14 protein-coding genes are annotated in these 13,753 nt (G+C 68.7%); 2 read left to right on the plus strand and 12 right to left on the minus strand.

From position 1 onward, the window contains the following. Nucleotides 1–13: 13 nt before the first annotated feature. Entirely contained in the window at nt 14–1,159 is a 1,146-nt protein-coding gene (locus A37U_RS0108230; protein WP_157182732.1) for a PA containing protein, read from the minus strand. A 301-nt stretch (nt 1,160–1,460) separates the two neighbouring features. Here A37U_RS0108230 and A37U_RS0108235 point away from each other — a divergent pair, with 301 nt between their 5' ends. Both A37U_RS0108235 and A37U_RS42800 read left to right on the plus strand, forming a co-directional pair. Beyond that, the gene (locus A37U_RS0108235) at nt 1,461–2,567 is read left to right on the plus strand and encodes an adenosine deaminase (protein ID WP_020496150.1); all 1,107 of its coding nucleotides are present in this window, start codon (nt 1,461–1,463) and stop codon (nt 2,565–2,567) included. Between the two features lie 87 nt (nt 2,568–2,654). Then, nucleotides 2,655–3,860, plus strand: a complete 1,206-nt coding sequence (locus A37U_RS42800; protein ID WP_051111587.1) for an MFS transporter — start codon at nt 2,655–2,657, stop codon at nt 3,858–3,860. Here A37U_RS42800 and A37U_RS51340 read toward each other — a convergent pair. The 11 genes from A37U_RS51340 to A37U_RS42815 all read right to left on the minus strand — a co-directional run bounded on the left by A37U_RS51340 (nt 3,835) and on the right by A37U_RS42815 (nt 13,741). Beyond that, nucleotides 3,835–3,999 carry a hypothetical protein gene (locus tag A37U_RS51340; protein WP_020496152.1) on the minus strand — a complete coding sequence of 55 codons (165 nt, stop codon included), beginning with the start codon at nt 3,997–3,999 and terminating at the stop codon, nt 3,835–3,837. The genes A37U_RS42800 and A37U_RS51340 overlap by 26 nt on opposite strands. Nucleotides 4,000–4,068: 69 nt before the next feature. Beyond that, nucleotides 4,069–4,644 carry a YbaB/EbfC family nucleoid-associated protein gene (locus A37U_RS0108250; protein WP_020496153.1) on the minus strand — a complete coding sequence of 192 codons (576 nt, stop codon included), beginning with the start codon at nt 4,642–4,644 and terminating at the stop codon, nt 4,069–4,071. Beyond that, entirely contained in the window at nt 4,641–5,033 is a 393-nt protein-coding gene (locus A37U_RS42805) for a YbaB/EbfC family nucleoid-associated protein (RefSeq protein ID WP_020496154.1), read from the minus strand. The genes A37U_RS0108250 and A37U_RS42805 overlap by 4 nt, the downstream gene beginning before the upstream one ends. 9 nt (nt 5,034–5,042) lie before the next feature. Next, on the minus strand, nt 5,043–6,149 hold the full coding sequence (locus A37U_RS50885) for a C40 family peptidase (RefSeq protein ID WP_020496155.1): 1,107 nt from the start codon (nt 6,147–6,149) through the stop codon (nt 5,043–5,045). A gap of 19 nt (nt 6,150–6,168) precedes the next feature. Further along, the gene (locus A37U_RS0108265) at nt 6,169–6,498 is read right to left on the minus strand and encodes a hypothetical protein (protein WP_020496156.1); all 330 of its coding nucleotides are present in this window, start codon (nt 6,496–6,498) and stop codon (nt 6,169–6,171) included. A gap of 184 nt (nt 6,499–6,682) precedes the next feature. After that, nucleotides 6,683–7,969 (minus strand): hypothetical protein, encoded by a 1,287-nt coding sequence (locus A37U_RS0108270; RefSeq protein ID WP_020496157.1) that lies wholly within the window; start codon nt 7,967–7,969, stop codon nt 6,683–6,685. Between the two features lie 76 nt (nt 7,970–8,045). Further along, nucleotides 8,046–9,029 (minus strand): adenylate/guanylate cyclase domain-containing protein, encoded by a 984-nt coding sequence (locus A37U_RS0108275; protein WP_020496158.1) that lies wholly within the window; start codon nt 9,027–9,029, stop codon nt 8,046–8,048. Continuing rightward, nucleotides 9,026–9,481, minus strand: coding sequence for a universal stress protein (locus tag A37U_RS0108280; protein WP_020496159.1), 456 nt, complete (start codon nt 9,479–9,481; stop codon nt 9,026–9,028). Before A37U_RS0108280 ends, A37U_RS0108275 begins: the two co-directional genes overlap by 4 nt. A 60-nt stretch (nt 9,482–9,541) precedes the next feature. Beyond that, entirely contained in the window at nt 9,542–10,354 is an 813-nt protein-coding gene (locus tag A37U_RS0108285; protein WP_020496160.1) for an NAD(P)H-binding protein, read from the minus strand. Nucleotides 10,355–10,388: 34 nt separating this feature from the next. Beyond that, nucleotides 10,389–11,114 (minus strand): TetR/AcrR family transcriptional regulator, encoded by a 726-nt coding sequence (locus A37U_RS0108290; RefSeq protein WP_020496161.1) that lies wholly within the window; start codon nt 11,112–11,114, stop codon nt 10,389–10,391. A gap of 125 nt (nt 11,115–11,239) precedes the next feature. Beyond that, on the minus strand, nt 11,240–13,741 hold the full coding sequence (locus A37U_RS42815) for a COR domain-containing protein (RefSeq protein WP_020496162.1): 2,502 nt from the start codon (nt 13,739–13,741) through the stop codon (nt 11,240–11,242). Nucleotides 13,742–13,753 lie beyond the last annotated feature (12 nt).

Genomic DNA, 13,753 nt, shown 5'->3' on the forward strand with positions numbered 1-13,753 from the left:
CTGCGAAGGGAATTCAGACCGACTCGTCCTCCGGCTCCTTGTTCCCGTTGCCGTTCCCGTTCCCGTTCCCATTTCCGTTGGTGCGCGCCTTCGAGGTGCGCCTGCGGGCGGCCTGCTTGGGCAGCGAGGGGGTGGCCGCGGGCAGGTTCGCCGCTCCGCCACCGAGGATCAGCTCGGCGAAGGTGGCCATGGCCTCGTCCAGCTGGCCCGCGTTGCGCTGCTCGGACTCGCTGTTGGCCTTGCGCACCAGGGCATCCAGGGATTCCGCGTCCGGGCGGGTCTCCACGGTGTCCTTGACCCCGGAGATCTCGGTGCGCAGTTCGCTGGAGAGCCCGGTGACCCGGGAGCCGAGGTCGGACTCCACGTTGTCCAGCCGCGAGGTGATCGACTCGACGGCGCCGGCGAGTGCTTCGATCCGCTCGCCGAGCAATTCCATCTGCGTGGTGTCGGTCGCCGCCGCGTGGTTCTCGGCGAGCTTGCCGTGCAGCACATCGGTGGTCTCGGCGATGGCGCCCTGCAGTTCCTCGGTTCCCGAGCTGATCTTCCCGCTCAGGTCGCTGTTCATCGAGCTCAGTTCTTCGCGGCTTTCCGAAATGCTGTTCGACATCGTGGTGACGGTGTCCCGCACCGAGGTGTCCAGATCGCCGAACTTGCCCTGGAGGTTGGACTCGAAGTTCTCGAACCGGTCCTTGATGTTGCCGTTGATCTCGCGCGGCAGACCGTCGGTCTTGTTGTCCTGCTTGTCCAGGTGCAGTTCGAGCTCGTCCAGCCTGCGGTGGATGTTGGAGAGCTTGTCCTCGAGGCCGTCCATCCGCCCGGCGACGCCCTCGAACCGTCCGGCGACGCCGTCGAGGCGCCCGTCCAGCTGGGCGAAGGGCTTGGCCAGCTTGTCCACGATCGCTTCGACCGAGCGGGACAGTGAGGCGACGGCGGTGTCGTTCGCCTCCAGCTTGGCCACGGTCTCGTCGAGTCGCTCGGCGAGCACGCTCATCTCGGTGCGGTCGGGCAGCTCGGAGATGCGCTTGCGGATGGCGCCGATCGAGTCGAGAGAGGAGAGCTTGCCGTGGATCTCGTCGAGCGTGTCGAAGATCTGCTGCTGCTCGCTTTCCCGAATTTCGGCAGCGCGCACCAACATCGTGCGCATCCTGTCGAAAGACATCGTCGACTGGGTGATCTCGTTCACGGCAACCACCTAGGGTCGGGCTTGGGGAGTGCGTGCTGATTGATGCCGCGAGCCTAGCCACCATTCCGCGAGCGCTTTTCACCGGGTTCGCTATTGTCTGTCGGGCAAGTGGAATCGATATCATCAGTTCGCGGGATGGGCATTCGATTAGTACCCAATACATGCACACGCAGGGTGCGCGCGATCGCCGGAAACTACTCGCCGTGCGCGCTTTTTTGCTGGTGAAGACCACCCGATGTCATGGTACCGCTACTGTCGCATTGCGTAAGGTTGGCCCATGATCGACCCAGCGAATCGTCCGAGCGACGAGCAGATCCTCGCGGCCCCCAAAGTTCTCCTGCATGATCACCTCGACGGAGGACCCCGGCCGGGCACCATCATCGAACTCGCCGACCAGTTCGGCTACACCGGTCTTCCTGCGCAGGAGGTGGACGCGCTCGGCGCGTGGTTCCGCGAATCCGCCGACTCGGGTTCGCTCGAAAGGTATCTCGAGACATTCGTGCACACCATCGGCGTGCTGCAGCACGAAGACGCGGTGCGCCGGGTGGCCAGGGAGTGCGTGCTGGACTATGCCGCGGACGGCATCGTCTACGCCGAGGTCCGGTACGCGCCCGAACTGTTCACCGAACAGGGCCTGCATCTCGAGCGGATCGTGGAGGCGGTACAGGCCGGGTTCGCCGACGGAGTGCGTGAGGCGGCCGAAGGGGGCCACCGGATCCGGATCGGCACCCTGCTGTGCGCGATGCGGCAGAACGCGCGCTCACTCGAGATCGCCGAGCTCGCGGTGCGCTACCGGGACTCCGGGGTGGTCGGGTTCGACATCGCGGGACCGGAGGCCGGGTTTCCGCCCACCCGCAACCTGGACGCCTTCGAGTATCTGCGCCAGCAGAACGCGCACTTCACCATCCACGCCGGTGAGGGCTTCGGGCTGCCCTCGATCTGGGAGGCCATCCAGCACTGTGGTGCCGAACGGCTCGGGCACGGGGTGCGGATCATGGACGACATCAAGACCGCCGGGGACGGATCGGCCCAGCTGGGCAGGCTCGCCTCCTACGTGCGGGACCGGCGAATCCCGCTGGAGATGTGCCCCTCCTCGAATGTGCAGACCGGTGCGGCGAATTCGATCGAGGAGCACCCGATCAAACTGCTTTCCGCACTTCGTTTCCGGGTCACCGTGAATACGGACAATCGTTTGATGAGCCACTGCACGATGACCTCCGAAATGCGCAAGCTCGCCGACACGTTCGGTTATACGCTCAGTGATCTTCAGTGGTTCACGGTGAATGCGATGAAATCGGCCTTCATCGGATTCGACGGCCGCCTCGAGATCATCAATAACCAGATCAAACCCGGTTACGCGGCACTGACCTGGCACGAGGGCTGACCACCCGCTGGGACGGCGCTTGCGGTTAGTGAGCCCTGCTCACTACTGTCCATATGACAGGAGACTGTTCCTATTGTGTGAGACAGGATGCGTAATCGCTGGCTGATGCTCGGCCTCGGATGGTTCGCCCAGGTCGGGAGTTGTTCGTTCCTCTACGGGATGCCCTCGCTGATCCCCGCGCTGCGCTCGCAGGAGGGGCTCGCGCTTTCCGGGGCGGGAGTGGTGGCCGCGGCCCCGCTCGTCGGGCTGACCATCGGGCTGATCCCCTGGGGCGCGGTCGTGGACCGGTTCGGGGAGCGGTACCCGCTCGCCCTCGGGCTCGGCGTTTCCGGGCTGCTGGTGCTGTACGTGGCCGCTGCGGTGCACGGGCTGACGGCGCTCACCGTGCTGCTCGGCGTCGCGGGCGCCGCGGCGGCCTCGGTGAACGCGGCCAGCGGCAAGCTGGTGCTCGGCTGGTTCGCCGCGGCCGAGCGGGGCAGGGCGATGGCGCTGCGGCAGACCGCGCAGCCAGTCGGTGCCGCGCTTGCCTCACTCGGGCTCCCGATGCTGGGCGCGGCCTGGGGATTCCGCCTCGCGCTGGTGTTCCCCGCTTTCTTCTCGGTGCTGGGCGCGGCGTTCGTCGCGGTGTTCGCACGGGATCCGGCCCGCCCGGTGGGCGCGCAGCGGGCGCGGCGGTCCCGCTCGCCCTATCGCGGTTCGCCCGTGCTCGCCCGGCTGCACGCGGCGAGCACCCTGCTCGTGGTGCCGCAGTTTGCGATCTCGGCTTTCGCGCTGGAGTACCTGGTACGCGAGCACGGCTGGGCCCCGCAGTTCGCCGGGGTGGTGGTGGCCGGGTTCCAGCTGGCGGGCGCGTTCGGCCGGATCGGCGCGGGCTGGTGGTCGGATCTGGCCGGGTCCCGGCTGCGCCCGATGCGGCTGCTCGCCGTGGCCAGTGCGGGGGTGCTGCTGTTGTTCGCGCTCGGGGACGCCTGGACCCCGTGGCTGGCGATCCTCGCGCTCGGATTGGGTGCGGTGCTCACCGTCGCGGACAACGGGCTGGCGTTCGCCTCGGTCGCCGAGCTGGCGGGCCCGGATTGGGCGGGCCGGGCGCTCGGCACGCAGAACGCGGCGCAGAACGTCTCGGCCGCGCTGACCCCGCCGCTGCTCGGCGCGCTGATCGGCGCGACGGGTTACGGCACGGCGTTCGTGATCGCCACCGTGTTCCCGCTGCTCGCGATCGTGGTCACCCCGGTCTCCGGGGAACGGATGACGGCCGGTCCGGAACCGGTCAGCGGTCGGTCCGGAACTGGTTGAAGTCGAGCTCGCGGACGTCTTCCTGGTCGTCCTGCTGCCACTGCCGTGCCTCGATGGACAGCCCGCTCGGCGGGGTCGGGGTCTCGTCGGTGAACTCGGCGGGCGGCCGCGGGGTCTCCGGCGTGTTGGGTTCGGTCATCGTTGCCCTCATCCATCCGTTGCGCGTGGTGGCGGTGATTGTGCCAGGTTTCGGCGGTCGGGGTCGCGTTCAGCGATCGGAGCGGAATCTGGAGAAGTCGAACTGGCTGATGTCGGCCTCGTCGTCCTGCCAGTCTCCTCCCGGAGCGGATGTATCGCCGTGCACCGGTTCGGGCTCCAGCGCGGACCCCGGTGTGAGGATTCCGTCCTCGTGCGGCACGACGGGTGCGTCCGGCTCGACCCGCTCGGTCAGTCCCGCCTCGCGCGCCAGCTCGAGCACCTGCGCATCGCCGACGACCGGGGCGAGCACCCCGAGCCCTTCGGCCTGGGCCGCGCGGTGCGCCTCGGCGGCGAGCCGCACGATCTGCTCGCCGATCGCCGTGGGGTCGGCGGTGAGCACGATCTCGGCGATGTCGATGTCCACCAGTTCGCCGAGGTTGTTCACGGTGACCGTGATCGTTTCCGGCTCGTTGACCGCCCAGCCCCGGATGGAGGCCAGCGCCTCGGGCAGTTTCTCTGCTCGTTCCAGGCGTTCCTCGGCGTCCTGCACCAGCCGCTCGGTGGTGGGGCGCCCGTTCGGCAGGTAGCCCATCGCGTCCGGGCGCATCCCGGGGCGCGGCCCGGTCGGCTCCATCGGCCCGGTCACCGCCAGCTCCTCGGTGGTTCCTCGTCCTCGAGCAGCGCGGGATCGTAGTCGAGCCCGAGCCGTTGGGCGGTGTCCGCGCCCGGCTCGCCCATCGCCTTGGCGAACGCCTGCTGCGCACGGTGGTTGGCCCGCGCGGTCGCCCTGTTGGCCGCGGTGAGAATGTTCGCCCGCAGCGCGGGTGCGCCCCTGGTGAGCGCCTGCGGGGAGATCCGCACCCCGCGCAGCAGCCCGCCCGCGGCGACCTCGACGGTGACCGTTCCGTCCGCGCTGCTCGCCGATCCGGTCAGCGGGCCGAAACCGGCGACCGACTCCTTGACCCGTTCGCTGTGCTCGTACGCACGCTGCTCGCGCTGGTATCGCGCGGCGCGGGAGAACTCCGCAGAATTCATGTACCGACCTTACGCCGCGGGCCGGAATACGCCGAGCATCTTCTCGCCCGCGTTCGTCATGCGCACCGGCCGGATGTGGCAGTTCTCCCCGGGCTGCGGCTCCTCGATGATCTGCCCGTCACCGATGTACATCGCCACGTGCCCGGTCCAGATGAGCAGATCGCCGGGTTGCTTGTCCTTCGGGTCGACCTTCTGCCCGACGGTCTGGCTGGCCGCGGTGCGCGGGATCTTGATCCCGGCCTGGCCGTAGGACCACTGGGTCAGCCCGGAGCAGTCCATGCCCTTGGTCGGGTTGGTGCCGCCCCACACGTACGGCAGTCCCTTGCGGCTGAGCGCGGCGCGCACCGCGGCGGCGGCGCGCTCGTTCGGCGCCTCGACCTCTTTGCCGCCGGGCAGCTGCACCTTCTTGGTGCCGTCGTTGTAGTTGTTCTTGGGTGGCTCGACGAACTCGGCCTTTCCGGAGGACGGGGTGGTGCCACCGGCGCCACCGCCACCGCCACCGGCGCCACCGCCACCGGTGCCGCCGCCTCCGCCACCACTGCCACCGCCGCTGGAGCCGATGGTGCCCGCGCTGCTCGGCCCGGCGCTCGTGGTGGTCGTGCCGCCGGCGTTGCCCCCGCCGTCGGAGAGCGCGCCCTTGGCCGCGGCCACGATCTTGGCCGCGGCCTGCGCGTACTGCGCCTTCATCTGCTCGAGCATCCCGGTGGCCTGCTGCTGCAGGCTGGGATTGTCCTTGGCCGCGTTGGCCACATCCGCGATGGCCTGCGCCTTCTGCCGGAACTCGTCGCGCAGCTGCTGTACCTCGTGCTGGGCGGCCTTGAGCCTCGCGGTGGCGCTGCCGACCATATCGGCGACCTTCTTCGCGTCCGAGCTCGCCTGCTCCAGCTCCTTGGGCGCGGGTCCCGCCTTGCCCTCGAAGGTGGTGCCCTTGCCGCCGGACCACTCCGAACGCAGCTTGCCCGCGTCCCCCTTGGCCTGTGCGGCGCTGTCGTCGAGCGCGGAGGAGGCACTGCTCAGGCTGCCCTGCACCTTGCCTGCCGCGCCCTCGTTGATGGTCAGCTTCTGCACGGCCGTGTTGAGCGGCCCCATGTAGGACTCGACGTTGATGTCGCCCATCGCCTGGCTTCCCCTCGGTCTACTGTCCGAGCTGCTCGTTGCGGATCTTGTCGAACGTGGCCTTGTGCGCCTCGGCGTCGGACTGGTAGTCGCCATGCGCTCCGGAGACCGCGTGTCCCAGGCTTTCCACGTAGCTTGACGCCGTGTTCGTCGCGCCGTGCAGCGAGCCGATGTGCGCCGAGATCCTGCCGTGCAGCCCGGACTCCTCACCGAGGTCACCGAGCATGTCCGCGCCGATGTGCTGGTCGGCGAGGTGCTTGCCCGCGATCGAGCCGATGTGCTCGGAGAGCCCGGAAGCCTTCGAGGAATAGCTCCCGAGCTCGTTCAGATCCGCCCTGATGTTCTCCACCGTGCTCCCCGTTCGTCGGCCAATCCTCGGACGCGGCGGCTCCGGCCACGGTTCCGTTCAAGAGGAATGATGGCGCATATTTTCCTCGAACGGTGCCGAAACGGCAAAGCGACGCGAGAGAGACGACCGATCAGGGGTGCTCGGGCGGGGTGCGGCCACTGATGACCGGATCACGATCCGGTCATCAGTGGGTGCGCAGTCGCTCTTCGAAACTCTCCGCGAGCTCGCGCCACGCCGCTTCCTCGTCGGTGTAGGGCTCGCTCGGGGCCAGCCTGGTCGGATCCGGGCGCAACACGAAGGAGATGAACCAGCCGAGGCTCTCCGCGGGCGCCAGCGCCTCGTCCACCGAGTCGTCCCCGGCCCACTGCGCCGCGTCCCCGAACAGTTCGACGGCGAGGTCGAGCTGGTTGGGATCGATCGCGTCCGGCCCCTCGGCGATGTCCTCGGCGACCCCGGTGAGCACGTACGTGTTCTCCTCGTCGACCTCCACCTCGAGCTCACCGGCGGTGGCCTTGGTGGCGACCTCGCTCCAGGTGGCGACCTCGGTGATGGACGCACCGGATTCGGCGGCCTCGCCACCGGCGATGTGGCGGACCAGGGCGCGCGGCGAGCCGAACACGTCGATGCGGCCCTCGGAGCCGAGGAAGACCGGCTTGTCGTCGAGGTAGCAGCGCAGCGTGTAGTGCTCCTTGCCGTCGATGATGATCTTGATCGGATCGATACCGATCTCGGCCCAGAAGCCGGGTTCCTCCTCCTCGTCCTCGTTGCCGAGGGCTGGGGTGGCGGATTCCTCTTCGCTGTCGATGTCGTCGCTGTCCACACCGACGAGGCTGGTTTCGTCTTCTTCGTCCTCGTCGTCGTTGACCTCGGCGGAGTAGGCGGCGAGTTCCTCGTCCGCCTTGGCCACGGCCGCGCCGTCCACGCCGGGGACCGAGACGATCTCGTCGATCTCGTCGAGCACCTCGTCCCAGCGCTCGGCGACGACCTCGCAGAGCTCCTCCCAGACGCGTTGCCCGTCCTTGCCGGTGAACGGCAGGGTGCCCTGGTGCAACAGCCGGAAGCCCTGGGTCGAGCCGAGCACCTCTTCGGTCTTCTCCAGCTCGCAGACCTCGGCGATGGAACGGACCATCCCGACGATCTCGTCCAGCTCGGAGATGGTCCACGAGTCGGGGGTCTCCGCGACGAGTTCGGGCACTCCGACGAGGTCGTAGGAGTGGTCGTCATCGGGCACGAGTTCGCTGGCCGCGAGGCCGGCTACCACGTGCCAGGCGGGGTGGTCGGTCAGATCGTGCGAGGGAACGGTACGGACGAAGGCCGCCAGCTGGGCGGGGTTCTCGAAGCCGTAGAGGTCGTCCTCGTCGCCGAGGAAGGCCTCCCATTCCTCGCCGTCCTCCCGCCACCGCGGGGCCCACAGGGTGACGAGATCACCCTGTGGCAGGCCGAGTTCGATCGGCACAATGTCGGACGCCATGTAACCGCTCTCCTGGTCGGCTGCGCGGGGACAACGCACACACTATCGGCATCGCCACGGTGCCCGCGCACGCGGCTCACCCACGGTTCACGCGTAGCACCCAGGGGCGCAGGTGCCGGTAGCCGCGCACGGAGACCGGGCGCAGCTGGCGCAGCGCGAACCGGGGGTCCCCGGAGAGGCGCTCGGCCAGCGTGGCGTCCACGAGCACCGAGGAGGGGTGCGCCGTCGTGGTGAGCCGTGCGGCGAGGTTGACCACCGAACCGAACACATCCCCGTAGCGCAGCAGCACGTCACCCGCGGCGAGCCCGACACGCAGTTCCGGAAGGCCCCGTTCGGGGCGGTCCTCGGCGCACAGGGCCAGCGCGATCGCGGCGGCGTCGCCCGGATCGTCGGCGGTGAACATGATCTCGTCCCCCACCTGCTTGACGACCTGGCCGCGCCGGGTCGCGATGATCTCGCTGGCGTCCTCCTCGAAGCGCTCGAGCAGTGCGGAGAGCTCGGTGGCGCGCAGCCTGCGGGTGGTGCTGGTGTAACCGACCATGTCGGCGAACCCGACCGTCTTGTCCTGGCGGTCCTGTCCCTCCGCGGAACCGACCACCCGGCCCGCTGCCGAGGCCACGTGCCTGCGCCACACGTAGGACATGAGTTCCTCGATGAGCGGCAGCAGCCCGACGGCCAGTTCCAGGGCTTCCTGCTCGTTCGCGGCGAGATCGCCGATCCGCGCGGTGATGTCCCTGGTCTGCCATTCGGCGAGCCGGGAAAGCGACTGCCCGAGGGTGCGGGCCATGGCCAGCTCCGCCTCGGAGTCGAGGGCACCGAACTCGACGAGCTTGCCGAGCAGCCGAGCCGCGGTGACATCCCCGTCGGTGAAGATCCGGTCCTGGTCACCCGCGGCGGGGAACCCCATCGCCACCCACAGCCTGCGGGTGCGTTCGGGGTCGAGCCCGCTCAGCTCGGCGACCTCGCCCCTGGTGTACCGGCGCTGTCCGCCGAGCAGGGTGTTCTCGAGTTCGCCTACGAGTTTCGCCCGGTCGTCCGGCTCGGCCTCGTTCCCGGTCACCGGCCCGTGGTGTGCACGATCAGCACATCGGCGGACGCCTGCCGGGTGACGTTGGCCGGCACCGAGCCGAGGATGCGCCCGGCGAGGGTGTTCAGCCCCCGGTTCCCGGTCACGAGCAGGTTGGCCTTGTGTCGCTCGACCGCCTCGATCAGGGTCTTCACCGGTTCCCCGACGACCGCGTCGGTCGCGATGTCGGCGGCCCCCTGAGCGGTGGCCCGCTCGCTCGCGGTGCGCAGGGTCTCCTCCGCAGGGGTGGAGCCGACGACCTGGTAGGCGATGTCGCCGAGTTCATCGGCCGCCGCGTCCACCTCGCGCTTGCTCGCCGGGTAGTAGGCGCACACGATGACCAGCTTCGCCGAGGTGTCCCTGGCGATCTCGGCTGCCCTGTCCACGGCGCGGTACGACGAATCGGAGCCGTCCGTTCCGACGAGTACGGTCCCGTAGGTCCCCATCGCGATCTCCTGATACTGGTGGGTAGGTGGTGTGGACCGTACCCGAAAACGGGCCCGCGTTCATCCGCGGAACTTCTCGGCGTTGGCGAGCGCCCAGTCCGCGAACCGGGTCCCGGCTTTCCCGGTCACCCGGCTGAAGGTGTCGTTGTGCACGCCGACGGCCCCGGCCACGAAGCCGTCCAGGATGTTCTGCACGTACCACTCGGACTGCCCGCCCAGCACCGGGCGCAGCGCTTCGGCGGTCTCCGCGGAGCTCGCGGTCACGAACGGGATCCGCCTGCCGAGCGCCGCGCCGATGTGCTCGAGCAGTTCGGTGCGGCGCAACGTCTCCGGCCCGGTCAGCGGGTAGGACTCGCCGATGTGCCCCTCCCCGAGCAGTGCCGTCGCGGCGACCTCGGCGATATCGGCCATCGCGATGGGGGCACTGGAACCGTCCGGATACGGCTCGCGCACCTCGCCGAGGCGATCGATCTGCTCGGCCCAGATGGTCGTGTTCTCCATGAAATCGCCGGGGGACAGGTGGGTCCAGGGGATTCCGGACTTCTCGACGGCCAGGGTGACCGAACCCCACCAGCCGTCCTTCTCCCCGGAGAGGTCCACGATGTGCCCGATGTCCGCCGCGCGGGCCAGCGCGAGGACCTCGGCGACCATGTCCGGGGTCGGGGCGAGATACATGCGCTCCACGCCCGCGAACGCCTTCGGCAGGGTCTCCGGTTCGCGCAGGTACCCCTCGGCAACCTCGACGCCGTCCGGGAGCGCGGCCTTGCGCGGGTTCTTGGTCAGCGCACGGATGTTCTCCGCGCCCTGTTCGATGAGCTTGTCCACCAGGATTCGTCCGATATTGCCGGTCGCGCCGGTCACCAGGATCGTCATGATGGCGATTCTCCGGATTTCGCGCCGCGCGCGCCTATGATTTCTCACCGGGTGTCTCGCCGTTGAGCGATTCCACGCAGGGGCGGAGCAGTTCGAGGACCTTGTCCGGATCGGCCTCCGGCATCCCGTCCAGGCGCAGCAGGTAACGGGAAACGAGCACGCCGAGGGTGATCGCCCCGAGTAGTCCGGTGCGCAGCAGCGCGTCGTCCGCTCCGAGTTCCGCGGCCGGTTCACGCTGCTGGGCGCGCATCGATTCGCGCACCTCGTCCTGGGCCTCGGGATGGGTGAGCATGGAACGCAGCATGGCGAGTGTGGCCGTGGGTTCGCCTGCCAGCTTCTCGTGCAGCGCGGCGAGCCAGCGCTCGCTCGGATCCTCCGGCGATTCACCCGGTGCCGGGGCCGGTGGTTCGGCGGTGGCGGTCCGGAACAGCCGCTGTTTGCTGCCGTAGTAGTGCATGACAAGGCCCGGGTTCACCCCGGAGGCCTCGGCGATCGCTCGCACAGTTGCCCGGTCGTAGCCGAGTTCGGCGAAGGTTTCCCTTGCCACGTCGAGGATGCGCTGTTCGGTCTCCCTGCGTTGTGCGGCCCGCGTGGTGCCCGGGGAGTGCTGTCCCATGAGCTCGTTGTGCGAGCGTTGCCCGAATCGGCAGTTTCGTTGTACGTTGATTTTATTCGCCGAGGATGGGGTGGACGAACTGCCCTTCGCCCCGCCCGGGGTGCCGCGGGTGATCACCGGGAATTCGCGGATCCCGTGGTGCACGGAGTGGTCACCGCGACCGGAAAGCCTTATGTGCTGCGGTATGTGAACGTGCTGACGGTCCAGGATGGACGGATCGCGTACTGGCGGGACTACTGGAGTCCCTTGCAGGGCATGGAAATCCCGGGTCACTCACCCGCAGAGCTCGTCGCGGGCTCGTAGGCGGTGAGGTGGTGCGGGCACAGGTAGAGGGTGAGCCCTTCCGGGGTGGTGTGCCTGCTCAGCCCGCCCCAGCGCCGCGCGGGATCGAGCTCGGTGAGCATGGCGAGCAGGGCACGGAAATCCGCGTCGGTCGCGGCGTGCGCGGCGGGCTCGGTTTCCGGGTATGCGGCGGCCGGGCCGGATCCGGGAAGTTCGACCCGAACCTGCTGCATGAGCTCCTTCATGAACTCGCAGTCGGCCTTGAGACTCTCGTCCAGCTGGTCCACGGTCATGCCGAGAATCGGGCCGGCGAGCGGGGCGACGTGTTTGAGCACGCGCAGCAGGGTGCTCAGATAGGGGCCGAATTTCCGTAGCCACTCGGCGGGTTCGGAGACCGGATAGCAGCCCTCGGGTTCGGGCAGCCGGTGCCAGGCGCCCGGTTGCTCGCAGTACAGGTGCAGCTCGTAGGCGGTGGCGAACAGCTTCCGCCGCTTGGCCGGCACGATCGCGAACACGCTCGGGCAGCGGGTTTCCTGCTGATGCTGCAGGATCCGGCGCAGCCGCAGGAATTCCAGCTGGTTGTATTCCCCGTTCTCGCGCAACTGATCGAGTTTGGCCTCGATGCGGTCCAGCCGGGTGTTCTCCCGTTCGTGCTCGGAAGGGGCGAGGCCGAGCAGGAGTTCGCGCACGTTCACGAATTCCCCGGTCTTGTGGCACTCGATCTCCTCGCGCGGTGGATCGCGGGTGAGCCGGTGCACCAGGTCCTCGTACTCGTAGAGCTCATCGCAGGCGTGCCCGGTCCCGTCCTGGCAGGGGCACGGGATGCGCCGCGAGATGCGCAGCCCGGGGAACCGTTCGAGGGTGCGGTTGAGGCCCTCGTCGAGAATGGAGAAGAACGCCAGTGGCATGGGGCCGCGCACGGTCAGTTCGACGGTGTTGCGCCCGGTGTGCGCGCGCAGCAGGGCCAGATGGCGGCGATCGGTGTGGCGCAGCAGGGCACCGGTGCGCCAATGGATGCCGGTGGAGAACCGGTGCGAGCGTGCGATGAACCAGGTCGGGATCCCCGGCGGCATGGTGTTGAGCTGATAGCGCACCCGGATCTGGGTCTGCTCGCCCAGTTCCTCCCACAGCACCGTGTAGTCCGGCGCGGACCAGGGCAGCCGTTCGACGACGAGGCTCACATCCTCGGCGTCGTCGATCCGGTAGGACAGGTCGTACTTGTCCATCATGCCGAGGAAATGCTCGCGCATGCCGATGTCCAGATCGGCCCACAGCTGCCCGAGGTGCCGCCGGGAGAGCACTCCCTTGCGCGCGGCCACCTCCGGGCTGTCGAGCACCTTGCTGATGTACTCGTTGACCCATTCCGGTTGCAGCACAACGGTTTGCGAGAGTTCCGGGTCCTGGTCGTAGTACAGGACCTCGCCGAGCTGGTGCAGCGCGGTCGCGATGTAGTGCTGGTGGGCGGGATCGGTGACCCCGGCCTCGGTCATGATCGACCACAGCCGGGCCGGTGTCACGTGCCGGTAGGCCGCGGTGCGTTCGGGTGCCTCGCGCACCGCGTCGGCCGCGCGCAACCAGTTGGTCGGCCACTCCGAACCCATCAGCGGCAGCCGCGCGGCCAGTTCGGCGATCTGCTCGTGCAGTTGTGGAATGCCCGCCCCGGACGCGTTGTCCACGGCGAAATGCGCGCGCAGATTGGGGTATTCGGCACGCAGTTCGTCCAGCGGCAGATCGGGTTCGCGGTGTTCGGTGTGCGTGGCGACGAGCAGCACCGGGGACTCGGGTGCGCGCGCGGTGATGATGTCCAGCCAGTAGCGCAGCTTGCCCTGTTCCCAGCCGAGCCGGGAATTCCACAGCAGCAGGAACAGCGAACGGTTGGTGAGGAAGAACTGGTGGGTGGCGTGGTAGATCTGCTGGCCGCCGAAATCCCAGGCGGACAGGCGCATCTGGATCTCCGGCAGGAACGGGTGGTCGACCTCCAGGTGTTCGATGCGCAGGCCGTGCGTGGACGGTTCGTGCGGATCGTGTGGCTGCTCGGCGAGCGCGCGCACCAGGGAGGTCTTGCCGACCCCGCCCTCGCCGACGACCATCAGCTTGGAGACCCACTGCGCGGTGCTGCCCTTGGCCCTGGCGCGCAGGAATTCGAGCACCGAGTCGGAACCGGCCGCGGTGATCTCCGGTGGTGGGCTGAGGATCGGGTTGCCGTGCACCCCGAGCACGGTCAGCCTCGGCAGATCGGCGAGCGAATCGGGGAGGGCGGTCAGCTCGTTGCCATCGGCGTGCAGTACCTCGAGCTCGCGCAGTCCGGTGATCCACTCCGGAAGCGCGGCGAGGGCGTTGTCCTGAATGTCGAGCACCCGGAGGTCGGTGAGTGCGCGCAACCGGTCCGGGATCTCCAGGAGCCCGAGCCCGGCGAGACCGAGCCGGGTGTCCCCGGACGCGAGGGCCCGTTCGATACGGCGGGTCGCCTCGTCCTCTGCGCTGCCCATGATCAGCCGAGC

Source organism: Sciscionella marina DSM 45152 (assembly GCF_000379465.1).
GTDB classification, from domain to species: domain Bacteria; phylum Actinomycetota; class Actinomycetes; order Mycobacteriales; family Pseudonocardiaceae; genus Sciscionella; species Sciscionella marina.

Coding starts and splice junctions, on each gene's coding strand:
- A37U_RS0108230 (WP_157182732.1), bottom strand. CDS start 1,159: ATGTCTTTCGACAGGATGCGCACGATGTTGGTGCGCGCTGCCGAAATT.
- A37U_RS0108235 (WP_020496150.1), top strand. CDS start 1,461: ATGATCGACCCAGCGAATCGTCCGAGCGACGAGCAGATCCTCGCGGCC.
- A37U_RS42800 (WP_051111587.1), top strand. CDS start 2,655: ATGCGTAATCGCTGGCTGATGCTCGGCCTCGGATGGTTCGCCCAGGTC.
- A37U_RS51340 (WP_020496152.1), bottom strand. CDS start 3,999: ATGACCGAACCCAACACGCCGGAGACCCCGCGGCCGCCCGCCGAGTTC.
- A37U_RS42805 (WP_020496154.1), bottom strand. CDS start 5,033: ATGAATTCTGCGGAGTTCTCCCGCGCCGCGCGATACCAGCGCGAGCAG.
- A37U_RS50885 (WP_020496155.1), bottom strand. CDS start 6,149: ATGGGCGACATCAACGTCGAGTCCTACATGGGGCCGCTCAACACGGCC.
- A37U_RS0108270 (WP_020496157.1), bottom strand. CDS start 7,969: ATGGCGTCCGACATTGTGCCGATCGAACTCGGCCTGCCACAGGGTGAT.
- A37U_RS0108280 (WP_020496159.1), bottom strand. CDS start 9,481: ATGGGGACCTACGGGACCGTACTCGTCGGAACGGACGGCTCCGATTCG.
- A37U_RS0108285 (WP_020496160.1), bottom strand. CDS start 10,354: ATGACGATCCTGGTGACCGGCGCGACCGGCAATATCGGACGAATCCTG.
- A37U_RS42815 (WP_020496162.1), bottom strand. CDS start 13,741: ATGGGCAGCGCAGAGGACGAGGCGACCCGCCGTATCGAACGGGCCCTC.